General features: G+C 38.6%; 21 protein-coding genes. 8 read left to right on the forward strand and 13 right to left on the reverse strand.

Annotation, left to right across the window (positions count from 1 at the left end):
* The first annotated feature begins 80 nt into the window (after positions 1-80).
* The 3 genes from ACFFIS_RS05165 (at position 81) to ACFFIS_RS05175 (ending at position 3,340) form a co-directional block, all read left to right on the forward strand.
* Positions 81-1,031: a WD40/YVTN/BNR-like repeat-containing protein gene (locus ACFFIS_RS05165; protein ID WP_390186453.1), complete on the forward strand. Its 951-nt coding sequence runs from the start codon at positions 81-83 to the stop codon at positions 1,029-1,031.
* On the forward strand, positions 1,015-1,875 hold the full coding sequence (locus ACFFIS_RS05170; protein ID WP_390186454.1) for a hypothetical protein: 861 nt from the start codon (positions 1,015-1,017) through the stop codon (positions 1,873-1,875). The genes ACFFIS_RS05165 and ACFFIS_RS05170 overlap by 17 nt, the downstream gene beginning before the upstream one ends.
* 268 nt (positions 1,876-2,143) lie before the next feature.
* Positions 2,144-3,340 (forward strand): N-acetylmuramoyl-L-alanine amidase family protein, encoded by a 1,197-nt coding sequence (locus ACFFIS_RS05175; protein ID WP_390186456.1) that lies wholly within the window; start codon positions 2,144-2,146, stop codon positions 3,338-3,340.
* Between the two features lie 157 nt (positions 3,341-3,497).
* Here the strand turns inward: ACFFIS_RS05175 and ACFFIS_RS05180 are convergent, their stop codons facing one another.
* A complete protein-coding gene (locus ACFFIS_RS05180; RefSeq protein ID WP_390186458.1) occupies positions 3,498-4,547 on the reverse strand; it encodes a methyltransferase domain-containing protein in 1,050 nt (349 codons plus the stop codon).
* A 705-nt stretch (positions 4,548-5,252) separates the two neighbouring features.
* Here ACFFIS_RS05180 and ACFFIS_RS05185 point away from each other — a divergent pair.
* Positions 5,253-5,780, forward strand: coding sequence for an RNA polymerase sigma factor (locus ACFFIS_RS05185; protein ID WP_390186459.1), 528 nt, complete (start codon positions 5,253-5,255; stop codon positions 5,778-5,780).
* On the forward strand, positions 5,773-6,468 hold the full coding sequence (locus tag ACFFIS_RS05190; protein WP_390186461.1) for a hypothetical protein: 696 nt from the start codon (positions 5,773-5,775) through the stop codon (positions 6,466-6,468). The genes ACFFIS_RS05185 and ACFFIS_RS05190 overlap by 8 nt, the downstream gene beginning before the upstream one ends.
* A gap of 218 nt (positions 6,469-6,686) precedes the next feature.
* Here ACFFIS_RS05190 and ACFFIS_RS05195 read toward each other — a convergent pair whose 3' ends face one another.
* Positions 6,687-8,171, reverse strand: a complete 1,485-nt coding sequence (locus ACFFIS_RS05195) for an aldehyde dehydrogenase family protein (RefSeq protein WP_390186462.1) — start codon at positions 8,169-8,171, stop codon at positions 6,687-6,689.
* A 205-nt stretch (positions 8,172-8,376) separates the two neighbouring features.
* Here ACFFIS_RS05195 and ACFFIS_RS05200 point away from each other — a divergent pair, with 205 nt between their 5' ends.
* The 3 genes from ACFFIS_RS05200 (at position 8,377) to ACFFIS_RS05210 (ending at position 12,221) form a co-directional block, all read left to right on the forward strand.
* On the forward strand, positions 8,377-9,660 hold the full coding sequence (locus tag ACFFIS_RS05200) for a hypothetical protein (RefSeq protein ID WP_320380390.1): 1,284 nt from the start codon (positions 8,377-8,379) through the stop codon (positions 9,658-9,660).
* 292 nt (positions 9,661-9,952) lie between these two features.
* A complete protein-coding gene (gene gdhA, locus ACFFIS_RS05205) occupies positions 9,953-11,332 on the forward strand; it encodes an NADP-specific glutamate dehydrogenase (RefSeq protein ID WP_320380391.1) in 1,380 nt (459 codons plus the stop codon).
* Positions 11,333-11,489: 157 nt separating this feature from the next.
* The gene (locus tag ACFFIS_RS05210; RefSeq protein ID WP_320380392.1) at positions 11,490-12,221 is read left to right on the forward strand and encodes an NAD-dependent deacylase; all 732 of its coding nucleotides are present in this window, start codon (positions 11,490-11,492) and stop codon (positions 12,219-12,221) included.
* Between the two features lie 264 nt (positions 12,222-12,485).
* Here the strand turns inward: ACFFIS_RS05210 and ACFFIS_RS05215 are convergent, their stop codons facing one another.
* The 11 genes from ACFFIS_RS05215 to ACFFIS_RS05265 form a co-directional block, all read right to left on the reverse strand.
* A complete protein-coding gene (locus tag ACFFIS_RS05215) occupies positions 12,486-13,280 on the reverse strand; it encodes an ABC transporter ATP-binding protein (protein WP_390186464.1) in 795 nt (264 codons plus the stop codon).
* A 3-nt stretch (positions 13,281-13,283) separates the two neighbouring features.
* Entirely contained in the window at positions 13,284-14,264 is a 981-nt protein-coding gene (locus tag ACFFIS_RS05220) for an ABC transporter permease (RefSeq protein ID WP_320380393.1), read from the reverse strand.
* Between the two features lie 157 nt (positions 14,265-14,421).
* A complete protein-coding gene (locus ACFFIS_RS05225; protein WP_320380394.1) occupies positions 14,422-15,393 on the reverse strand; it encodes an ABC transporter substrate-binding protein in 972 nt (323 codons plus the stop codon).
* Positions 15,394-15,768: 375 nt separating this feature from the next.
* On the reverse strand, positions 15,769-17,193 hold the full coding sequence (locus tag ACFFIS_RS05230) for a dihydrolipoyl dehydrogenase family protein (RefSeq protein ID WP_390186466.1): 1,425 nt from the start codon (positions 17,191-17,193) through the stop codon (positions 15,769-15,771).
* Positions 17,194-18,471 carry a dihydrolipoamide acetyltransferase family protein gene (locus ACFFIS_RS05235; RefSeq protein ID WP_320380397.1) on the reverse strand — a complete coding sequence of 426 codons (1,278 nt, stop codon included), beginning with the start codon at positions 18,469-18,471 and terminating at the stop codon, positions 17,194-17,196.
* A gap of 239 nt (positions 18,472-18,710) precedes the next feature.
* The gene (locus ACFFIS_RS05240; RefSeq protein WP_320380398.1) at positions 18,711-19,727 is read right to left on the reverse strand and encodes an alpha-ketoacid dehydrogenase subunit beta; all 1,017 of its coding nucleotides are present in this window, start codon (positions 19,725-19,727) and stop codon (positions 18,711-18,713) included.
* Positions 19,728-20,792, reverse strand: coding sequence for a pyruvate dehydrogenase (acetyl-transferring) E1 component subunit alpha (gene pdhA, locus ACFFIS_RS05245; RefSeq protein WP_320380399.1), 1,065 nt, complete (start codon positions 20,790-20,792; stop codon positions 19,728-19,730). It abuts the gene before it with no gap.
* Positions 20,755-21,771 (reverse strand): NAD(P)H-dependent flavin oxidoreductase, encoded by a 1,017-nt coding sequence (locus tag ACFFIS_RS05250; protein WP_390186469.1) that lies wholly within the window; start codon positions 21,769-21,771, stop codon positions 20,755-20,757. Before ACFFIS_RS05250 ends, pdhA begins: the two co-directional genes overlap by 38 nt.
* A 23-nt stretch (positions 21,772-21,794) precedes the next feature.
* Positions 21,795-22,997 (reverse strand): acetyl-CoA C-acyltransferase, encoded by a 1,203-nt coding sequence (locus ACFFIS_RS05255; RefSeq protein WP_390186471.1) that lies wholly within the window; start codon positions 22,995-22,997, stop codon positions 21,795-21,797.
* Complete coding sequence (locus ACFFIS_RS05260) at positions 22,994-23,869, reverse strand: 3-hydroxyacyl-CoA dehydrogenase (RefSeq protein ID WP_320380400.1); 876 nt, start codon at positions 23,867-23,869, stop codon at positions 22,994-22,996. Before ACFFIS_RS05260 ends, ACFFIS_RS05255 begins: the two co-directional genes overlap by 4 nt.
* A 64-nt stretch (positions 23,870-23,933) precedes the next feature.
* Positions 23,934-25,466 (reverse strand): aldehyde dehydrogenase family protein, encoded by a 1,533-nt coding sequence (locus ACFFIS_RS05265; RefSeq protein ID WP_320380647.1) that lies wholly within the window; start codon positions 25,464-25,466, stop codon positions 23,934-23,936.
* Positions 25,467-25,866: the final 400 nt, after the last annotated feature.

Genomic DNA, 25,866 nt, shown 5'->3' on the forward strand with positions numbered 1-25,866 from the left:
CAAATCAGAACACGTTTCGATTTGGGTGATTATTTTAATCTAACGAAAGTTTTACTTTATCAAGATAGGAGCGTACGATAATGAAAAAAATCATAATCAGTATTGCCTGTATCATTATTGTCGGATTAAGTGTAGCTACCATCTATTATCAAAAGTTGCCACCCCTAACACTTGCTGATGCATATCCAATACTACGTGGACATCCAGATCATGATACAACACAGAACCAAACACAAAACGAGCCCAAAAAAATACAGCCGATTTACGAACAAGACAATATTGGTTATGCGTTTCAAGATCATGAGCTTTACATTACTTTTGACAACGGTTCGAAATGGAGCACTGTTCCTGTTGAGATAGATAAGTTATTTGGTGGAGAGTATAATGGAGCTAAAGATAAACTGATTGACGGAAGCTTTGTACTATCAAACCACAATACTTCTTTCATATATCTTGATGGTGCAAGTCATGATAATAGGCAACTTGCCGTTGTATACACAAAAGACAAAGGACAAACGTGGCAACATGTGAAGTTAGCGGACGTCCCCTCACTACGCTTTAGAAAAATAGCCTTTTTAAATCATTCATTTGGTTATATGATTGTTTCAACAGATCGTACCATGTCTGCCGAAGCCACAAGTGTATTCTTAACATATGATGGTGGGGAAAATTGGCAAGTAACAAATCAAGCAGATACAGTTACTTTAATTTCTGATGGGGCTTTTCTTGATGAACAAGTTGGCTTTTTATCCTTTAGTAGAATTAACCCTGAAGAACCTGAGTTATATGTAACACAAGATAGCGGGGAAACTTGGACATTCGCTACGTTTCATATACCAGAAACGTATGATAAAGTTTTCACCACAGCTGAAGTGCCACAAAAAGATTACAATCATTTAACTGTACTTGTGAATCAAGGACCAAATGGAGACTATAAAGGTGGACAAGTAAAAGGGGCATTTATTTCTAATGATAACGGGGAGACTTGGGAATTCGCAAAGGAGGTAGAACCAGATGAAACAATCGAATAGACTAACAATAGTCGGCTGGGTATTGTTACTCGTCGCTATCGGTTGCTTATGCTTTCAAATTGGCTACCTTTTCCTTCATCACATATACCACGTAGAGCTTATTGATAACCGATTATTTTATATCGTAAACATCCTTTGCGTACTTTGTCTCACACTCGCTTTTCAATTTCTCCTTCATTTATCAAAAATGTGGAAGATAATTGGCGTTGTAATTGTTAGCCTATTTATTACCGTAAATGCAGCTTTACTCATTTCAGACAATGATAAAATTAAAAATATCACGAGTATATCCCCTAACTATAAAAATATCTTATCCATAAAAATGACCAAAAATGTTGGATTAGCTATGTATTACAGATCCTACTATGGTATATTTGCCCGACCAAAGGAAATTTTACCGAAACAAATGACAGATGAATTTAAAGTAGCATGGTTAGCAAATGATGTAGCAGCTGTCACATACACGGCGCCCGATCAATCTATCCATCAATACATCGGCACATACGGTGATCGTGGTGGTGGAACTTCCTATTATTATGTTGGTGCTGAAATACATGGTACGTGGATAGGCAATCAAATACAGGTTATTAGTCATACAGATGGCATCACTATTATTGATAATGGAAATACAGATTCTTTCGATTGGGATCATATTAATCAGTACGGTACCCTTGCGGTTGTACTAACAAATCCTGACGGAAGTGCTGCTTGGACAATTGCTTTAAATGAAAACTTCCATGTTGACCAAGCAAACCAACCTATTCAAAAAGGCCAAATTAGCTTATACAAAGCTACAATGGCAGACAATGAACCTATTACATTAGATTTTAAGAATGACGATTAAAAATAATAGTTTTCCTTATCTCCCTTACATTTCTGTAGGGGATTTTTTTATCGCAAGTTAAACAACTGTAAGTCCCCACTTCAAGTATTCGTGGGATTTTAAGATTGATTGACAGTGGATTAAAAGCAAAGAAAGGCCCGACTCTTTTAACTAACCATAAATGGGGATTGTGCAAATTTTATTTTCTTTTAGTCTACTACGTATAATTACAATAGATTGTGTCCATCCTTTTACTAGTTTACTATTTTCCGAAGGGATGGCAGAAAACATGGGGAATTTACAACGTAGTTTGATTGCAGTTATTGTTTTTACTTTCATATTCACATGTATACCTTTTACGGTAGCATATGCAAAGGCAGAAGAGAATACGACGTATGAAGTTGGTGTTACTTTTTTAAATATGCGTACAGGCCCATCATTAGATGCAGAAATTATTGGTCAGTTAACCGTCGGGAGTAAATTAAAGACATTTGCTAAAGACAATGGTTGGGTGAAGACCTTTTATAATGGAAAACCAGTATGGGTAGCAGAACAACATTTAATTCCATTATCTATTGATACTGAGAAAGAAAGGAAAAAAGCAAACGCGAAGAAAGACAAAAAAAGGAAGAAAAGAGATACAAATTTAAATAGGCCGCATAACAGTGGTGAAAAGAATGATACAAAAGATACGGAGCAAGCTACAGATAGTAAAAGCGGAGACAACAAGCCAACACTTCAAGACTTTTTACCATATTTTCAATCTAGATTACTAGACTTAAGTGATGCACTAGTAGAACAACAAGTCGAGGAGCCGAATGACCGTGAAGATAACTCTTCGGACGAAGTGACAGAAAAAAGTAATGTGCCACAAAAAAAGAAATTAAATGCACATCAACCCCAAAAACCAAAAGTTTCACACGAGTCGATTAAAGCTTTAGAAAACTTCCATTTTACAATTGACCCTGGTCATGGTGGTAAAGACCCTGGTGCAGTTATAAAAGATACACAAGAAAAGGATCTCACACTCGCTACCGCAGAAGTAGTCGCGGAACATTTACGTGAAGTAGGTGCCACTGTAACACTTACACGAAGTCGTGATGAATTCATTGAATTAGAAAATCGAGCGGCTATTAGTAATCAGCATCAATCAGATGCCTTCATTAGCATCCATTTTGATTCTTTTGAACGAACAGAGGCAAGTGGTGTGACAACACATTTTAGTAAGAAAGGCGAAAGTTTAACTTTAGCACAAAATATCCATTCATCCTTGAAGGAACACGTACCATTAGATAACCGTGGAATGAAACGTTCCAATTATCTCGTTTTACGTAAGAACAATCAGCCTGCTGTTTTACTAGAATTAGGTTTTATGACGAACCCTTCTGATTGGAAGAAAATACAAACAAAGGAATTTCAAAATGAAGTTGCAGATGCCATTTTGGAAGGACTTGCAAAGTTTGTGTTTGAAAAGAAGTCTCCCTAAGCGAACCCGGGAAGCACTCCAATAAAGAGGTGCTTCCTGATTTTTTAACTTACATTAGCATGGATGTTTTTTTCTTCCATCCACGATCATAAGCGAATTTGTCTCGCTTATATCCATCTTCCCGGTTACGCTCGTCTTTTTATTTAATACTATGAACCTAGTTTCCACCAGACTCTCTCCTTGCATAAATGAGCCCAAGAAAACCATGAAATCGATGCTCTCTCACATGAAACCCATTGACTCGCAACCATGTTGTGAGTAATGTTTGATCTGCAAAATATTCATCCTCTATGGAAAGAATTGCCTCCATATTTCCAGACTCCCGATACTTTTCTATCACTTTTTCACGATGTTTTCCATCGATAAACATGAGGTCAGCAATACAAATTTGGCCATTTGGCTTTAATACGCGATGCATTTCTTGAAAGGCTAGGAGCTTTTCATGGTCTGGCAAATGATGAAGGGCATAGCTTGAAACAATAGCGTCAACTTGTTGATCAACTAGTGGTAAAGCTAGAAAATGACCTTTTCTCGTTTCAATTGCTGGATGTTTCTGGTGACATGTTGCTAGCATTTTGTCTGATTGGTCCACACCGATGACGGTTGCCCCTTTTTCCAAAAACATGGCACCTAGATTACCCGTTCCAATACCTATATCTAGTACAATATCATTTGGTCTAACGTTTACCTCGTCCACAACCATCGCTAATGCTTCATCATAACTCGCATGAATATTGAACGTATGACCAGCCTTTTTAATGGATCGATCATATGTGTCTGCCTGTTTATCAAAATGCCAGCGATCTTCCCAACCTTTTCGCATTGCTTTTAAATGATGGAGATGAGTTGCTAGTTGATGAATTCCTTCTATTGAATAACTCCCTGCATTCGTTTGCCTCACCATCTCATCTATCGTTTGGATCATGTCATGCAACTCCAACCACTTCTCAAATAATGCCGCACGCTGCACATTTAAATAGTCACCAATACTCATCTTCTCGTCTTGTAGTAATAGTTTTATCTTTTCAAGTGGCATTTCCACTTCTCGTAGTGCCAATATCGTAGTTAAACGCATCACATCCTGTTCCGAAAAAATCCGATAGTCATTTTCTGGATCTTTATCTGGATGAATGAGCCCTTTTTCTTCATAGTAACGAATCGTTCGTGCTGTCGTGTGTAATTGTTGCGCCACTTCCTTTATTTGCATACCGTATCTCCTCCCCTTTGTATTGATTATAAACGTTAACGTGGCGGGAAGGTAAAGGGGACTTAGCAAATTATTATTGCTCAACTTTCACACCCCGAAAAAGAGGAATACACTTGTTATGATTATACTTATAATTACCTAGAATAGTGTTCTTGACACGACTTTTTATAGAAACAGGTAATCAAAACACCGCACCTTGCATATACTTCGCTTTCCGTGGGCGAGTGCCGAGCCTCCTCGGACTACCGTCCTGCGGGGTCTCGCCGATCTCTTACTTCCCACAGGAGTCTACGTATATGCAAGATGCCTAAAATAGGTGTCATCATTTTTTTGCCAGCAACAACCTCTTTTCAGTACCATATTTAATCTCCTAGTGGTATTTACAGAGTGTGCAGATAATCATCTGAATGATAAAGCATGTCACCTTTCGTGGAAGGTAACGGCGTTATAAACCTTATTCCATTTATATGTCACTTTTTCCAATGCAAAAAAAAGTTCGTTAAAAAGTCTGTTCTACACCAATTGTGTCAAGGTTTTTATCCTTAAATTAGTCTGCGATAGTTGAGTTATTGTAAATAAACGGTTTGAGTAAGTCCCTATGGCAAAAGAGATTCTTCATGTAAAATATTTATTAGAATAAGTGTAACTTTCCTATAACTCAATCGTCTTTATAATAAATAACTTTAATTGAAAGAGGTGAAATGATTGGGGGAGAATGCGAATACCAAGCAAATAATAACAGACTGGTATACACAATATAACGATGAAATATATCGGTTTGTTCTCATGCTTACAGGAAATCATGAACAAGCCAAAGATTTAACACACGATACCTTCATTAAAGCTTTTATAAACCTTGGAAGTTTTCAAAACCAAACGAGTGCAAAAAATTGGCTCTATCAAATATCAAGAAATTTGACTATCGACTACTTTCGAAAAAGGAACCCCGTTAATGTTTTAATGAAAGCAATAAATCCAAATCATAACTGGCAAGAAAATATTCCAGAAAGCATCCTCCTGTTAGGGGAAAAGGAACAGCAACTATATAAGTCTCTTAGAAAAATAAAAAGGTCTTATCGGGAAGTAATTATATTGAGGAAAATCAAAGAGCTTTCCATAAAGGAAACTGCTGAAATACTAAATTGGAGTGAATCAAAGGTAAAAGTAACGTTGTTTAGGGGGTTACATGCATTAAAAAGACAAATGATTAAGGAGGGTTATGAACATGAATAATAAACATAGCGAATATGACGAGATCTTTAAAAGTTTGAACACTATTAGTCTTCGTGACATGGATAGAGACGAAATGAAGTCCAAGATTTCAAGTGATATAGAGTCGATATCTCATAATAAACAAAAGAATATAAAGCTCTGGAAGCCAATGATTCCCGCCATTCATACATTGCTATTATTGTTTGTCTTTATTGCTGTAGGCTACTTCTTTATAACTAACCAGCAATCTGATAGTGCGGGTCAAGGTAATAATCCTGAATTTGAAATGACTGATTTAAATAGCATTTTTAAAGACCCTGCCGTTCGTGAAGCTGTATTTGGGGATGATGCTGAAATACTAAAGAGTAAATATATTGGTGCTGGTATTTACCATATGACATCTACAAGTAATTCCTTTTTAGTCACGTTTAATACCGATAAAATCATTGAAGTATTTACGTATATAAAGTATATACGCCAAAAAGGCATTTCGGATCATAACGATAAAGAAACGATTAAAAGTATTTTTGAAGACTCCTCGGTCAGATTGGAAGCCTTGGGAAGTATGTCTACTATTAAAAATATACATGCTGTGAATAACAGCATATACAAAATGGAGACAGCCGAACACAATTTTCTAATTCAAATAGACGATGACGATTTGCTTCATATCTATAAATTTAAAGAAAGCGTGCAATGGCACAAATAATACTTCCAAACAAATCACTGTGTATGAAAAACAAGTTGGGTAAATTCATGAGATAAATATCTAATTTTACTCCAGCATATAAAGTAGTATGCTCGTATTAGGACATATCAGGCCATTTCTAACATATAACAAGACATCTATACCATTTAAAAAAGCTAGCCACAGGAAAGTAGCTAGCTTTTTTCATCTTATTTACGATACAGAATTTGCATGATTTATTATTCATACAATCCATCCGTTTCTTCATTCATATTAATGAAGATATTTTTTGTTTGTGTGTATGCATCAAGAATGCTCTTGTACGTTTCACGACCGATGCCTGACTTTTTGTATCCGCCAAATGGTGCACCAGCTGAGAAGTTTGTATATTGGTTTACCCACATACGCCCTGTTTCTACTTTGCGTGCTACACGTAGCGCAGTGTTAATATCACGGGTAAATACACCACCACCGAGACCATATTCAGATGCGTTCGCTAATGCGATTACTTCTTCTTCTGTTTTGAATTTAATTACGGTTGCTACTGGGCCAAAGATTTCTTCTTGCGCAATGCGCGCATCATTACTGTCTGCAACTAAAATAGTTGGTGCCATGAACACACCATTTTCTAAGCCGTTTTCAGTAAGCTGATATCCTCCAGTAAGTAACTCAGCACCTTCTTGTTGGCCGATTTCTACATAGCTCAATATTTTTTCTAGTTGGCGTTTGTTAATTTGTGCACCCATTTGGATGCCATCTTCCCAAGGTAAGCCAACTTTTACGTTCTCAAAGCGTTCTTTTAATTCGCCGACAAATTTGTCAAAGATACCTTCTTGGACAAATATCCGGGAGCCTGCACTACATACTTGTCCTTGGTTGAATAAAATACCTGACATCGCACCTTCGATTGCGCGATCCCATGGTGCATCATTAAAGATAATATTTGCTGATTTTCCACCTAGTTCGAGTGTTGCTGGGATTAGGCGCTCTGCAGCTGCTTTTGCAACGGTATAGCCAACTTCTGTTGAGCCCGTAAATGCTAATTTGCTAAATCCTTCATGATGAAGCATATAATCTCCAGAGTCAGCACCACGACCTGTTACGACGTTTACAACACCGGCTGGTAACACTTGATCCAATAACTTCGCTAATTCTAAAATACTTAACGATGTTGTCGATGATGGATGGATCACGACTGTATTACCTGCTGCAAGTGCTGGAGCTAATTTCCATGCTGCCATTAATATAGGGAAGTTCCATGGAATAATTTGTCCCACAACACCAATTGGCTCTTTTAATGTGAGAGTTAAATTATTTTCGTCTAATTCTTTAGCAGTTCCTTCTTCTGAGCGGATGACTCCGGCAAAATAACGGAAGTGATCTGCACTTAATGGAACATCTGCAGTCCGTGTTTCACGTAATGGTTTCCCATTATCTAATGTTTCGACCATTGCTAAATGCTCCAGGTTTTCATCTATTAAGTCGGCGATATCAAGAAGCATTTTACTTCTTTGCTCTACGCCGATTGTTTTCCACGTTTTGAATGCTTCTGTTGCCGCAACTACTGCTGCATCAACGTCTGCATGTGTTGCATCGATAAATTCAGATAGTTTTTCACCTGTACTTGGGTTAAAACTCGTAATCTTATTACCTTCTGTCCCCTCAACCCATTGACCATTGATATATAGTTTATATGAAGAATCTACATATTGATTTACATTCATTTGAAATTCTCCCTTTCCCTGTAATATTTTCAATTACAGTTTTATTTTACTCCTCCAATATCAAAGAATCATATATTCTGCTCATAGACATTCTAGACATCTGTATTCCCCCCCATTTTTGATAAGGGAAATGCCATGTCTACTTTTATTTTCAAGAGAAATGATACATGGTACACTTTAGTGAGGAATGTGAGGGTGATTTATAATGGAAAAGCGTATTGAAAAAATGACAAAAGATATCCAACGAACATTTGGTTTAAATGATTATTTTCTTAAAACATACCATCTATCACGACGTGTGAATTCTCTATTACAAACAAACTATTACATCACGATGGAGTGGTTTCCTAATCAATATGCGAAATGGGTGGAGGATACAAATCCGGACGGGACCGCAGTAATTGAAGTAGATTTCCATACAGAAGATGTCAATTCTATCATTTTTGTAAATGGGGTGACGTATACAACGAAGGAGCAGGTGTTTCCTACTCCAGATTTAGAACATATTATTGATTGGATTGAAGTCATGACCGGCCTTACTTGGGGAAGACAAATCCAGTTGCATTCACAGTCGCTAGATAAAAAGGAATTTCATTTTCAAGCAACAGTTGATAATATGCCTGTTTGGCCAACAGGTACGATTGATTTAGAGTTTAATCATCATGACCAGCTCGTTTCTTTTACAAAAGATGGTGTTTTCCCTAGCGAAGAAATGTTGAATTGGGAGCCATTTTCACTTATCCCAGAAGCAACAGCATATATCGCTTCTGCCAATTGTAAATTAATGAAAGTTCCAGGGGATACTAGTTGGAAATATGTATATGGCATACATGATCAATTTGTAACGAATGATGGGAAGAAACATTTCCCCGTTGATACAGTCACACGCAACGGTACATTCAAAAAAATGGATGTGCTACTAGAATGGCAAGAAAAGAAAACATCGGATAATTTAAAAATAAATGAACAAATACAAGTTGAACGGAATATATCAATTGAGCAAGCAATCAGTCACGAACCAGCCCCTGCTGTACAGCAGATTACAGAACAAGATATGGATGCATGTATCCACGAAGCAACACATTATCTTCAAGCTGTGGCACCCTCTGATACCGGCCGTTGGAGATTATGTGAAGTCTACAGATACGATATATATCTTATCGCCATCTTAAAACAAACAAATAAAGATTATGATGTAGCTATTGAACCACGGCATACATTATTTATAAAACAAGATGCAGAACTGTACCATATTGTTCATGTGTTGGACGACAAAGCATTATGGGATAATCTTTATGTGAATTTAAAAGAACCGAAAGCTGCTGTCATTACAAAAGAACAAGCTTTTGAAAAGCTACAAAAACATGTTACATTAACGCCAACCTATGTGTACGATGTGGAAAAACAGTCATATGAATTATGTGGGAAAATATCTTGCCCCTATTTCGTTCATGCTGTAACAGGTGAATTAAGTTTAATTGATTTATAACAGTAGAAGTGAGTTTCATATTGAACGATTTAACGTAAAGTTATCCACCAATTTTGTGACCTTATATTTTTAGTTCATCTATCTATATGCATGATTTAAATTGATTCGTTGCATGAATACATGTAAAATAGAAAGAAGATAATAAATTTACGGTAATCTTCATATACATAATACAGTCGGCCTATGCCGATTTTATTTTTAACATGACTTTCCCTCCTGTTTATGTATCATGAAAATAGTAGCGTAAATACAGATCGTTAACGGGGTGTATACGTGAAGGAGTGACACATGCATGCAAATGAATAAACGTGGTATATCGATTGAAGAAAGGGTCCAACATTACACAGAATCTGTTTTTCAAAAGATAATAAGTAGAGATCCCTATGAAAAGGAATTTCACCAAGCTGTACGTGATTTAATCATTTCTATCAAACCAGTTCTTGTTAAAAATCCTACATACGTTGATTTAAATATTTTGGGTCGCATTGTAGAACCTGAACGTCTCATTACATTTCGGGTACCATGGGTAGATGATCATGGTAAGGTTCATGTCAATCGTGGCTTTCGTGTTCAATTTAATAGTGCACTAGGTCCATATAAAGGAGGACTGCGTTTTCACCCGTCTGTGAATGCTAGTATTATTAAATTTTTAGGTTTTGAACAGATTTTTAAAAATGCACTAACCGGGCAGCCTATTGGTGGTGGAAAAGGTGGCTCCGACTTTGACCCAAAGGGAAAATCCGATGCGGAGATTATGCGTTTTTGCCAAAGTTTTATGAATGAATTAGTGAATTATATCGGACCTGATGTTGATGTTCCTGCTGGCGATATTGGCGTTGGTGCAAAGGAAATTGGTTATTTATTCGGCCAATATAAAATGCTTCGTGGTAAATATGAAGCTGGAGTATTAACAGGTAAAGGGCTTCATTATGGTGGTAGTATCGGACGTAAAGAAGCAACTGGATACGGCACTATTTATTTTGTAAATGAAATGTTAAAGGAAATGAATGATTCCATCAAAGATAAAACTGTCATTGTTTCCGGTTCTGGGAATGTGTCCATTTATGCGATGGAAAAAGCTACACAATTAGGTGCTCACGTGATTGCTTGCAGTGACTCCAATGGCTATATATACGATGAGAATGGTATCAATTTAGATACAGTAAAACGAATAAAAGAAGTAGAAAAGGGAAGAATTAGTGATTACACAAAATTCCATCCTGAAGCAGAATATACAGATGGGTGCGCTGGTATATGGTCACTTCCTTGTGACATTGCCCTTCCATGTGCAACCCAAAATGAACTTGACGAAAAGTCTGCCAATCAACTCGTTAAAAATGGTGTATCTATTGTTGCTGAAGGTGCTAATATGCCATCTACCCCTGATGCAATCGATGTCTTCCTATATAACAACATCCAATTCGGCCCTGCAAAGGCTGTGAATGCTGGTGGCGTAGCTGTCTCCGCATTGGAAATGGGACAAAATAGTTCGCGGATTGCTTGGAGTTTTGAACAAGTAGATGCAAAACTACATGAAATAATGGAAAATATTTATCAAAGTTGCGTGCAAGCTGCAAAAGAGTATAATCGACCAGGCAACCTTATCGTGGGTGCAAATATTGCTGGCTTTTTGATGGTCGCGGATACAATGGTGGATTTAGGAGTTATTTAATTAGTTTAAATAAAGGGGCGGAAAATCCGCTCTTTTTTCATAAATTCATTCCCGTATCTCATCACTTTTCATCTTGCATTTGCAAATATAGCAGCATGACTTTTTGCTATATATTTGCATGTCTTTATACAATAAATGGAAAGGGGTGAATAGTACTGTGCGTGATGTTGTCAATGAAATTAAACATGCAAATCATCTTGTTATATTTACTGGTGCCGGTATGTCAACAGAAAGTGGACTACCTGATTTTCGTTCTGAAAATCGAGGCTTATGGGAGAAATTCAATCCAGATGAACTTGCAAACGTACAAGCATTAGAAAACAACCGTGAGGAGTTCGTTAACTTTTATCGTTATCGCCTACAAGAAATTAAAAAGTTCCAACCACATGCAGGGCACCGTATTTTAGCTAAATGGGAAGAACAAGGACTTGTAAAAGGGATTATTACACAAAATGTCGATGGATTTCACCATGATGCTGGCAGTCATCATGTAATGGAATTGCATGGAACGTTTCGCGCTTTCCACTGCAACGACTGTCATAAGGACTTTGATCCAGAAGTTTTCTTCCAAGGTAAAGATATTTGTGATACGTGTGGCGGCACGATACGCCCTGGTATCGTTTTGTTTGGAGAAATGTTACCAGAAAATGTGTTTATAAAAGCCGAAGAAGAAACATTGCAAGCTGATGTATTTATCGTATTTGGTTCATCGCTTACGGTTACCCCAGCAAACATGTTTCCAATGCTTGCACAAGAACGTGGCGCAAAATTAATTATTGTGAATCGTGACCCAACACCACTCGATCGCTACGCAGATTACGTTATCCGAGATAAATCGATTAAAGAAGTATTGGAAGAGTGGGATACACAAATTAAAAATGCTACATGAGATAATCATAAATACTAAATTAACTTTAATCTGAGGTCCTATGCACTTTCCCTCCTGATTCGTAAGTTGTAAAGGAAAGAGCCGAACCAACGTTTTACATGTTTTATAAATATCCTTGAAATAATTTAAAAAGAGACGAAATCACCAGCTTACTGTACACCCCAAATGTTGGATCGACTAAATCTAACCTTTTTGGGGGCAGCACATTGATTTCGTCTCTTTTTGTTGTCATACATATCATATTCGCGTCTGTCTAATATGTACCTACCCTAGCACCGCACGGTCACTATCAAATTGCTCTCCACGTATTTCTTGGAATTTATGTAATAAGTTCTCTATTGTTAAATTACGCTTTTCTTCAGCTCCTACATCTAATATGATTTGTCCTTTATCCATCATAATGAGCCGGTTCCCTAAATCTAATGCTTGCTGCATATTGTGTGTTACCATTAGAGTTGTTAATCCAAAACGCTTAATAATATCCTTCGTTAGCTTCGTAATAAGTTCTGCCCGTGATGGATCAAGTGCAGCAGTATGTTCATCTAATAGTAATATATTTGGCTCCGTAAATGTTGCCATTAACAGTGATAATGCCTGACGTTCTCCGCCTGAAAGAAAGCCGACTTTTGCCGTTAAACGATTTTCCAATCCAAGATTCAGTGTTTTTAAGTAATCTTTAAAAAGTTCTTTGCGCTTTTTCGTAACACCCATTTTAAATGTTCGTTTTTTATCACGCGCAAATGCCATCGCTAAGTTTTCTTCAATCGTCATCGAGGGTGCTGTTCCAGCCATTGGGTCTTGAAATACACGTCCAATATATGTCGACCGTTTATATTCTGGTAAATGCACGACTTGTTTTCCGTTAATCAACACATCTCCAACATCAGGTACGATATAACCACTAATCACATTCATTAATGTTGATTTTCCTGCCCCGTTACTACCGATGACCGTAACAAACTCACCTTCTTCAAGCACTAGATTCGTATCAATAAGCGCCTTCTTTTCGTCTGGCGTTCCTTCATTAAATGTAACGGAAATATCCGCAACCTTGAGCATCTGCTACACCCCCTTTAGTTCTTGCAATCTTTGCCGTTTTTCCAAGCGACGCTTTTTCTCTCTTCTTGCTTGTAATACTTTTGGTGTGACTAATGAAACAATGACAAGAATTGCAGTAATCATGCGCATATCTCCGGTTTCCAGGAAATCGACACGTAAGGCTAATGTGACGACAATGCGATATATAATGGCCCCACCTATTACAGCAAGCGTAGCTCTAGCAATTGTTTTTGTTCCAAACAACGCTTCACCAATGATGACCGATGCTAAACCGATAATAATCATTCCAATTCCCATCCCAACATCTGCGAATCCACCGAGTTGGGCAATTAATCCACCAGCAAAGGCAACCATTGCATTAGAAATACCAATACCTAATATAATTAATGTGTCCGTATTTGCGGAGAAACTTCGAATCATACGTTGGTTATCCCCTGTAGCACGTAAAGCTAGCCCTATTTCAGTTCTCAAGAAATAATCCGTCAGAAATTTAATTATTAGGGTGACAACCAACATCACCATGACGATTGCCCATGTTTTTGGCATTTGATCAATTCCGATCAGTGCCAACAAGTTATGAAAGAATGTATCAATTCCACTTGCTTCCCAAATGGCTTGTAATTGATTGAATAATGTCGTTTCATTCAGCATGGAAATAGTCGACTTCCCTAATATACGTAAATTAATTGAATAAAGTGCAATCATCATGAGAATCCCCGAAAGTAATGGGTTAATTTTCCCTTTTGTATGTAGTAATCCAGTCAAACACCCCGCAATAAATCCAGCTAAAATTGCAAGTAAACTAGCAATTACAGGAGGTATCCCGTTCATAATAGCTACTGCTGCGACTGCCGCTCCTGTAACAAAGCTTCCATCTACGGTTAAATCAGGGAAATCAAGGATGCGGAAAGACAAATAAACCCCTAGCGCCATAATGGCATAAATAACTCCTGATTCTACTGCGCCAAACATTGCATAAAACATCGAATTCTCCTTTCCGCTATTTAAGTATGCTTATAAATATATATTTGGTAAGCATCAAATTCCAATCATATTTTATATGTATAGAGAAGGAAAGTATCCCAATACTTTCCTTCTCACAAAAACTCCCTTTTATTCATCTTTTGTTTAATCCTACGCGTTACTCAACATATTTTGCCATATCATCCCATTCATCATTCCACTCTACACCTTGTGCTTCAGCAGCTTCCTTATTAATATAGAGTTGGATTTCCTGAGGATTTTCAACAGGAATATCGGCTGTCTTCTTACCATCTTTTAGTATTTCCACTGCCATTTCACCTGTGCGGTAACCAATTGTATAGTAATCAATTCCATAAGTTGCAAAACCACCTTTTTCTAATGAATCCGGTTCCCCGACAAACATCGGAAGTTTTTGATCATTTGCAACGCCAACCACACTATCTAAAGCAGAAACAACCGTATTATCTGTGACAATATATAGTACATCTGCATCCCCAACAATTGTTGTTGCCGCTTGTTGTACTTCTGCAGAGTTTGCTACTGTTCGTTCTACAAATGATAAGCTCGTTCCCTCAGCCGCTTCTTTCACAGCATCAATTTGTGCAATTGAATTTTGCTCGCCTGCATTATAAATTAATCCGACTGCTGCACTATTAAAATATTTATCAATAAATAATACCGTTTCCTTAATCGCATCAGGATGAAGGTCCACAACACCAGTAATATTTTCCCCGGGCTCATCCATTGACTTTACGAGGCCTGCCCCAACAGCATCTGTTACAGATGTAAATACAATTGGAATATCATTTGTAGCCTGTAATGCCCCCATTGCACTTGGTGTTGCATTGCCAAAAATAAGGTCAACTCCATCAGCTACGAAATTATCTGCAATAGGCTTTACATTGTTTTGATCGCCCTGCGCACTTTGAAAATCATAATCAACCTTTAATCCTTTATCTTTTAATGCTGCTTGAAAACCTTCATATGCACGATCCAGTGACGGGTGTTCAACAAACTGAGAGACACCTACTTTGTAAGTTTTGCCATCTCCTTGAGAATCTGTACCACACGCTGCTAAAAAGATCATACTAACTACTATAATTCCAATAACTTGAAGCCACCTTTTCATTGCCCTTCTCCTCCCTATACTTGTTTATTATTTAAAATATTCTTATTATACCATGCCCGTCGAACTATGCAAGCTAAATTTTCAATTAATACGACTATTTTGTATTCCCTTTAATCATCTATACATTTACCATAGGTATTTTTCGGAGGAGGTAATTTACATAATATGTGTAAATCTTCTTCAGATAGACAACTTCTATTCGTAAACACATACTCGCTGCCACATAAGTAAATATTTATCATCATAACAGTCGTGGAAATCACTAATACTATCCTTACCGGGTTAGCTGATGGACCTTCAACAGACATGACATCGCAATCGAAAAAGTGGTAGAGTTTTCACATCACCTTTCCTATCAACTGGCTTGGCATCATACTATGCCTTTGTTTTAACACGAGGTGGAACATGAATTGCATATCCTGTCATAGCTTCCAGCACTTCTAGTAAACTTTCATTAACACTCGGATGGGCGTAGTTCGGAAATGTCACATCCTCTACTTTCGCAACCATTTCAAGTAATTGAACAAATGTGCTTGATAATTCCACTGCACCTTCCCCAATCATATGCATCCCTAAAATAATATCTGTCTTCACATCTACAACAACTGAGATAATGCCTTCACGCTTCCCAGTCAAGGTACGAAACCCATTTCCTTGTAATGGAAATGTCGTACTTTTCGCTTCATATCCGTAAGTAGTAGCTTCTTTTTCTGTCAAGCCAACCGTTACGATTGGTGGATTGGAATGAATCACAGTTGGTAAAAAAGTAAAATCACATTCCGAGGACTCATTAGCTAACATATGTGCGACATGTTTACCTTCCTTTATCGCCCTTACAGCTAACGGTGGGCCATCTATGACATCTCCAATTGCCAAAATATGATGAACCGATGTTTCAAACTTTTCATTTACTGCAATGGAACCATCCTCTGTCATTTGCATATGCAAACGATCGATCCCTAACCATTCTTTATTTACCTTTTTTATCCCGGAAGTATATAAGTGAGATACTTGTACGGCTACTTCTCCATGTTTACTTTTATAGATGACATGTAATCCAGCATTTGTTTCCACCACTGATTTTATATCGGCACCTTTTATCAGCTTTATTTTTTTCTTTTTACATATTCTCGTCAGCTCCTTTTGAAGTGGCACATCAAATGGAAAGTCATCGGCTGTTAGTAAAAAGGTAACCTTGCTTCCTAAATCAGCAAAAACCGATGCCACTTCGATTGCAATAAAATCATTTCCATGGACAAGTACATGATTTGGTAATTCGTTTAGTTGATAGATTTCTGATGAGCAATATATATGGTTGCTTCCTATGTGAAATTGCGCAGGCAAAACATATTCACAACCCGTCGCAATAATTGCCTTTTCAAATGTATACGTATCAAATTGATGACCATTTTCCACTCCAATTCTGTCTTCTGCTAGAAAAGAAGCTTTGCCTTTGAGCACCTCAATTTGATTGGCCTCACATAGTGTTTGCACGCCCTTTTTCAACTGCTCCACGATATTCATTTTGTATTGATGCAGTTGATTGATATGTAGAGTTGGCGTATTTGTTTGAATACCTAATGCTGCCAATTGTGGGATTCCAACAAATTCCTTCGCTACATACGCCCACAGCTTAGATGGAATACATCCTTCATGTAGACATGTACCACCAAGCCCTTTTTGTTCAATCAAAGTGACCGCTAAGCCGTGTTGAGCCGCACGAATCGCAGCATGATATCCACCTGGTCCACCACCAATGATTACTACTTCCCGATTTTGGCTAATTTCTCCAACGACCATTTATACCATCTCCAACATGAGTTTATAAGGGTGTTCTATGAATTGCGCAAGTCGATTTGTAAAAGCAATTGCAGTTGCGCCATCTGCAACACGATGATCAAATGACATAGAGAGTGTCATCATTTGTCGTATCACAATCTCATCATGTTCATTTACAACTGGCATCTTTTTCGTCTTATGAAAAGCAATGAGTGCTGTTTCCGGATAATGAATGATGGGTGTAGCAGCCGTACTCCCTAGTGGTCCTACATTGCTCATCGTAAAAGTACTATTTTGCATTTGTTCATAAGGAAGCGTGCCTTCTTTTGCTTGGGCTGTTAATTGCTTTCCTTCATCATGTATCACCGTAATTGACTTCTTGTCTGCATCGTGTAAAACAGGTACAACTAGCCCTTTCTCCGTATCAGTAGCTAACCCGATGTGATAATTACGTTTTAGTAATATCTGGTGTTTTTCCTCATCCAGTTCCGCATTAAATATAGGAAAGTCTTTTAATGCAAATACAAGGGCTTTTATTAAAAATGCCGAAACAGATACACCGACTCCATCCTTTTTTAGTTGTTCACGAAGTATGAAAAGCTCCGTCATGTCTATTTCATCAAAATGCGTCACATGTGGAATTGTAAATAATGATTTTGTCATATTCTTGGCAATCTGCTTGCGAATACCTCGAAATGGAATAGTCTCAGACTGTGTAGGTTGCATTTGTGTATGTTTGGTTTTTTCTTGTGAAGTTTTTATTTGAGAAGTGGTTTCTATGGTGTGTACAGATTGTTCTTGCTTCTGTGGAGTTAGATTATCTTTTGCATGTATAAAACGATACACATCTTCTTCTGTCACTCTTCCCGATGGATCAGTTGGTGTTACTTGTTCAATATCAATATCATGATCACGAGCAATTTTCCTTGTATAAGGTGTTGCTAGAATACGTTTGTACGCGCCAATTGGTATTGGTTTTATTGTGTTGGGTGATGGTGACGAGGTTGGCGATACAGTTTTTTGTTTCGTCTTTACATCGGATGAACTTACTGGCTGTTCTGCCTTTTCCGTTTCAATATACAAAAGCGTAGTGCCCACATCTACGATTGTTCCTGTTTCAATGACAATTTGTTTCACAACACCTGCGTGCGGCGAAGGGAGTTCCGCAACCATTTTGTCCGTTTGGACTTCGACTAACGGTTGGTCAGTCGTTACATAATCCCCTTCTTTGATGAGATAATGTACAACCTCTCCTTCAGTCATCCCTTCTCCAATATCATGTAATTTCACTTCTATCATAAGTAGAACCCTCCTTATTTACCTTATTGGTAGAATTGTTGATTTGAAATATAATGCGTACCATATCATCCCCTACACAATGGACCCAAACTGTTCAGTAGTGAAAACTTGTCTTACTAATATCGCTCCGGAAAAACACTGCGCTTTCCGTAGCGGGAAACTTGCACATATTAGTTACGAGACAGTTTGGTTCTGTTGTGTAAAAGGGAGTGTGTTTTTTTAGAAAGCAGCGTATTGTTTTAAAAATGAACTGCTTTTTCAATATGTGTAAGTAACCGCTTGGCAGTCGGTAAATAATGTTCCTCTAAAGCGAAATATGGAACTGGCACATCAAATCCCGTCACACGTTGAATTGGCGCTCGCAAATAAAGAAACGCCGTATCGTTCACGTGTGAAACAAGATCGTTTCCAAACCCACCAGTTGCATGTGCCTCATGTACAATAACTGCACGACCTGTTTTTTGAACAGATTGCGTAATGATATCACGGTCAAATGGATATAGTGTCTGCAAATCAATCACATCTGCCGTTATCCCCTTTTGTTCTGCATATGTAGCAGCCTGCTCGGCAATTGGTACCATTGCTCCCCACGCAATAATTGTAATATCTTCTCCTTCACGAAGTAATCTACCTTTGCCAATCTCCAACGTATATTTTTCAGTCGGTACTTCTACACGATTAGCCCGATAACTACGCATTGGCTCCATAAATAATACAGGATCAGGGTCTTCCACTGCTGCAATTAATAATCCTTTTGCAGCATATGGATCTGACGGACAAACAACCTTTATTCCTGGCATATGCGTAAACAATGATTCAGCACTATCAGAATGAATTTCAGGGGCACGAATTCCCGCTCCATATGGCGCACGAATGACAAGCGGCACTGTAAAATGCCCCATCGTTTTCATCCTAATACGGGCAACATGTGTCATTATTTGATCATAGGCCGGATAAATAAAGCCCATGAACTGCATTTCAGCTATTGGCTTAAAGCCATTAACAGCTAATCCGACAGACGTTCCAACAATCCCCGATTCAGAAAGCGGTGTATCAATGACACGTTCATCGCCAAATACTTCGTATAGCCCTTCCGTTGCACGAAAAACACCACCATTTTTCCCAACGTCTTCACCAAGAATCAAGGTCCGCTCATCCGCTTCTAACATCGTTTTTAATGCATGATTAATTGCCTGTATCATCGTCATTTTATTTGTTACGACATGTGAACTTGTTGTTTCCAATTGAAAGACCATTTACACTGACCCCCTTAAAAATGACAGATAGGCTTGTTTTTGTTCTTGCAGTTGTTCCGGTAATTCTGCAAAGACATAATTAAATAAATCCTCTACATCTTGTTTTGGATAAGCCTCCATTGCACTTATTGCTGCTTCTACTTCCTGCTCCAGTTCTCCTTGTATCTGTTGTATCGTTTCTTCCTGCCAATATCCCGCATGTTTCATAAAACGCGTTAGTCGTACTACTGGATCAACAACATGCTTTCCCACTTCTTCAGGTCGATATTTTGTTGGATCATCTGCTGTCGTATGTGCCCCCGTTCGCCATGTTACTGCCTCAATTAATGTAGGTCCGCCACCTCGACGAGCTTTTTCTACTGCTTTCTTTGTCTCAAAGTAAACAGCAAAACAATCATTTCCATCAACCCGAATACTTTCTATACCATAAGCTAATCCTTTTTGCGCAATTGTTTTTGAGTTTGTTTGTCTTGAAAATGGAACAGATATCGCATAGCCATTATTTTGATTAAAAAGTACGGTTGGTGTTTGAAACACACTTGCAAAGTTTAGTCCTTCATGAAAGTCCCCTTCTGATGTCGCTCCGTCTCCAAAATATACAATAGCGATTCGATCTGTTCCTTTTCGCTTTTCTGCCCAAGCAGCACCAACAGCATGTGGAATTTGAGTAGCAATTGGTACCGCCGCTGGAAATATATTTTTCCCTTTTGGTGGAACAGAACCTTCAACCCTTCCATTCCAATATAAAAATAACCTTGCCATATCCATGCCGTATGTTAACGTAGCGCCATGATCACGATAAGTCGGAAACATCCAATCCTTTTCTCCTAAGGCAAGTGCACTTCCAACTTGTGCTGCCTCTTGCCCTTCAAAAGGAGGATATGTACCAATTCGCCCTTGTCGTTGTAAACTAATTGCTTTTCGGTCAAAAGTACGAATACGAAACATATGATAATACAGTTTTTCAACTAATTCTTTCGTTATTTCCTTTTTATAAACAGCGTTTTCCGGTATTAAAATTCCTTCATCATCCATTATCTGTTTGATCGGAAATTGTTCTTCCATGATTACTCCCTCCACCTCCAGACGATATAATAGAAAAGTTATGCATTACAAGGTCCATTTGCTGTCTTGCTTCATTCATCATATTATCTAGTAAATCTTTAACAGTTGGAATTGTTGTGATTAATCCAGCCACTTGACCTCCATTTAAAAAGCCGTTCGCAAAATCTCCATGAATTGCACCTTGAATATGGCGATCTTCTGTCGTTAATTGCTGATAAGCATGGCGTGATATTCCATCCCTTTCATGCAATTGTAACGTTTGGGTATAATCTGTTTTTAAAACACGGCGCATATTTCCGAATGAACGTCCAACCGTAATTGCATCTGTGCCATCCGCCTGACAGAGTAGTTGTTTATATTCCCTATGAACAGGCGCTTCTTTCGTGGCAATAAGACGTGTACCCAATTGCACACCACTTGCACCGAGCATCATTGCTGCCGCAAACCCTTTCCCATCACCAACTCCACCTGCAGCAATTAATGGCGTGGAGACTTGCGCGGCAATTTGCGGAACAAGGGTAAACGTTGTCATTTCTTGTGGTGCATTAATTCCAGCCGCTTCAAACCCCTCTGCCACAATAAGATCAACACCCGCATACTCTGCTTTTTTGGCATGATAGACAGTAGAAACTACGGCGAGGACTTTTATTCCATATTCTTGAAGTAGTGGTACATATGGCGCAGGATTTCCTGCCGATAAACTTACAATCGGAACTGCATGCTTTTTCACAAGTGTTAGCATTTCTTCTAAGTAATCTGTTACTTGAATTGGAATATTTACAGCAAAAGGCTGTTTCGTTTGGTTTTTAATGGCGATTATCATTTGTTCTACTTCGTCAGGGGGCATTGTGCCACATCCAATTGTTCCTAAACCCCCAGCTTCTGACACTGCTACAGCCAGCTGGGCATTGCTAATATTCCCCATTCCGCCTTGAATAATTGGATATGTAATATCTAATACCTGACAGACTGGATTCATGTCGAAACCTCCCTAATTCTTACTTACTCCATCCTTTCAACAATTAGCGCGATTCCCTGACCTACACCAACACACATTGTCGCTAAACCATATGTCGTCTTTCTTCGTCTCATCTCATAAAGTAAGGTCGTTAATATGCGTGCACCACTAGCACCAAGTGGATGTCCCAATGCAATTGCACCACCGTTTACATTCACAATAGAAGGATCTAATTCTAATTGTTGTATGCAGGCGATGGATTGAGAGGCAAACGCTTCATTTAATTCAACAAGACCAATATCATCTTTGGATAAACGTGCACGTTGCAACACTTTTTCCGTCGCTGCAATCGGCCCAAGTCCCATAACACTTGGCTCTACACCTGCAACTGCACTTGAAATATATTTTGCTAAAGGCTTTATCCCTAATTCACGGGCTTTGTCTGCACTCATAAGCAATAAAGCTGCAGCACCATCGTTAATTCCAGAAGCATTACCGGCAGTTACGGTCCCATCAGTAAATAAAGGTCGTAAATTACTTAGTTTTTCGCGTGTCGTTGTTGGACGTGGATGTTCGTCAACAGACACAACATGTTCATTTCCATTTCGATCTGGATAGCTTACATGAACGATTTCCTCATAAAAGCGATTTGTTTCCAACGCTTCTTTTGCCTTTTGTTGACTATAAAAGGCAAATTCGTCTTGTTCATTACGGCTAATATGATATTTTTCCGCAACATTTTCTGCTGTTTCTGGCATGGTGTCTGTTCCATACTTTTTTTGTAATGCACCATTGATAAAACGCCAGCCAATTGTTGTATCAATCAATTCCATATTTTCTCTTGGAAACGCATGTTCAGGCTTTGCCATCACAAATGGGGCACGTGTCATACTCTCCGTACCACCTGCAATATAAACATCTCCCTCACCTATTGCAATTGCACGTGCTGCATACATGATTGCATCTAATCCGGAGCCACATAATCGATTTATCGTCGTTCCCGCTGTTGTAACAGGTAAACCAGCGAGTAATGCCGACATTCTTGCCACATTACGATTATCTTCTCCCGCTTGATTTGCATTACCTAATACGACATCCTCTACTGTTTCTGGCAAAACATTTGGATTCCGTTCTAATAATGCTTCGATAACGATAGCGCCTAACGTATCAGGACGAACATGTTTTAGTGCACCATGATAACGCCCAATCGGGGTACGCACAGCATCAACAATGACTACATCTTTCACTTTTTAATCAACTCTTCCTCGTTTGTATAATCATATACCCCACGTCCTGTCTTTCTTCCAAGTCTGCCCGCCTTCACGTATTGTTCCAGTAATGGGGCGGGACGATATTTTTCACCAAGTGTTTCATGTAAATATTTCAAATTATTTAATCGCGTATCTAAACCGACTAAATCACCAAGTTCCAGCGGACCCATTGGATAATTTAAACCGAGCTTAATTGCTTTATCAATATGTTCAGCGGAAGCAACGCCTTCTTGTAGCATATGAAAAGCTTCATTACCAACGAGTGCACTAATTCGACTCGTCACAAATCCTGGAAATTCATTAACTTCTACTGTATCTTTCCCCATTCCGCTCGCCACTTCTTTTATCGCTGCAATCGCTTCTTGCCCCGTTTCCAATCCTTTCACAATTTCGATAAGCTGCATCAAATGGACCGGGTTAAAAAAGTGCATCACTGCAAACTTTTCTGGCCGCTTCGTATAGGATGCAAGCTCTGTAGGACTAATTGTTGATGTATTCGATGTAAATATCGCCTCACTAGGAGCATATTTTTCCGCTACTTCTAGTACATGTTGTTTAATGGAACGTTTTTCCGGAACAGCTTCAATTAAAAAGTCCGTTTTTGAAACTACTTCTTCTAATTGTGAGGAAAAGCTAATATTTTCCTTTACTCTCCCTTTCTGTTCCGCTGTTATTTTTCCTAGAGATACACCTTTTTGAGACGTTTTATTCATAAAGTGTAACGCAGCATCTAGTTGCACTTGTGAAGTATCTACGAGTGTCGTCGTATAACCAGCAAGGGCGGAGACATATGCAATCCCTCGCCCCATTACACCAGCACCAACGACTGTAATATGTTGAACAGTCATGGTAACCTCCTCTAAGACAAGCTTATAAAAATACCTCTATTTTATATTTGCGTGCATCACCAGGTTAGACACCAAACGGATTAATTGGTTTAGATCCGTAATATGCAAGCACACTTTTTTCTTCCATATATAAATCTAGTGACTCTACTGCTAACTCTCGACCAATTCCCGATTCCTTATAGCCACCAAATGGAGTTCCTGGAAATGCAGAAAATGGACTATTAACCATGACAACACCTGTTTCTAATTGATGGGCAACACGAGTGGCCCTTGCTTGATTAGTCGTCCAAATCGCCGAAGCGAGTCCATATTTCGTGTCATTGGCTTTTTTAATTACTTCCTTTTCATCAGAGAACCTTTCTATAACAACAACTGGTCCAAAAATTTCTTCACGTACTGCTTTCATCTCAGATGTGACGTCAACAATGACAGTTGGCTCATACCAAAATCCATTTTCGAAACCTGCGATATACGCTTCTTTTCCACCTGTTAACACAGTCGCACCATCGTCGATTGCCGACTGCACATAACCGTCAATTATCTCTAATTGTTCTCGGCTTATAATCGAACCGATATGTGTTTGCTTATCTAACGGATCACCTAGTACGAGTTTTTTTGTCTTCTCTACGAATTTTTCTACAAATTCATCATAAATTGATTCGTGGACAAACATACGAGACCTTGCCTCACAAGACTGGCCTGTATTAAAGAATATTCCGAACAAGGACCCTGCAACTGCCCCCTCCATATCCGCATCTTCAAACACGATATTTGGTGACTTCCCACCTAATTCTAATGTAATCCGTTTTAATGTTTGTGACGCTTTTTCCATAATGTCTTTTCCTGTTGGAGTTGACCCGGTAAATGCCACTTTATTTACATCCTCATGCTTAACTAAATGATCACCAATAATAGCGCCGGAACCCGGAAGTGTATTGACAACTCCTGCAGGAACACCTGCCTCGTGGCAAATTTCATTTATTAAAATGGCGGTCACTGGTGTTAAACTTGCTGGTTTTACAACAACAGAACAGCCCGTTGCAATCGCCGGAGCAATTTTCCATGCTGCCATCATCACTGGATAGTTCCACGGAATAATTTGTGCACAAACACCGACTGGATCCTTTTGTGTATAGTTGAAAAATCCGTACGGCATATTGTTAACAACGCCTCGATGTCCTACTATTGCGCCAGCATAAAACTCAAAGTCTTCTATTGCTTGGTTGATTTGTACGATAGCTGCACCTACTGATTTCCCGCTATTCAGCACTTCCATTTCAACTAGCTCTTTAAATCTTTCTCGCATTATTGCTGCGATGTTGTTCATCACGCGTGCACGTTTACCTACTGGATACTTGCGCCACTTTCCATAAGTAAATGCTTTTCTTGCAGCCTGGACAGCTTGGTCTGCGTCTTCTATATTTGCCTTTGCGACTGTTGCTAGTACTTCGCCTGTTGCTGGATTATATGTTTCATAGATTTGATGTGAGCTACTTTCAACTCTTTCTCCGTTTATGACCATCGCATAATGATTTCTTTTCATCTGACCAACTTCTGTTATCAATTGTTTTTGTGCGGTCTGTTCCAAATTCATCATCCCTTCCATCTTTTATGTAAACAATATTTTTTAAAGACTATCTTCTATAAACCTGTCATTCTAACACAATAGAACCAAACTGTCTCGTAACGTGCCTGTTAATTTACTTATATTTATTGAAGATACTGCTGATTCCCCCGCTTCGGCAGAATACTTCGCTTTCCGCGGGCACGGCCTCAGCCTCCTCGCGGAAAACCACCGCTGTGGGGTCTTCGGGCTCGTGCTATTCCCGCAGGAGTCTACGTATTCTGCCTACGCTAGTCTAGGTTATCTAATATAAATAATAGACAATCAATTCACAATGAAAGATACCTACACCAGCGGAGGAAAAACACGGAGACTCGAAAAAGATAAAACGTCTTTTCCTCGTACGATGTCATGCTGCCGAAGCGTTCCTTGT

The organism is Paracerasibacillus soli (genome assembly GCF_042432965.1).
Taxonomy (GTDB): domain Bacteria; phylum Bacillota; class Bacilli; order Bacillales; family Amphibacillaceae; genus Paracerasibacillus; species Paracerasibacillus soli.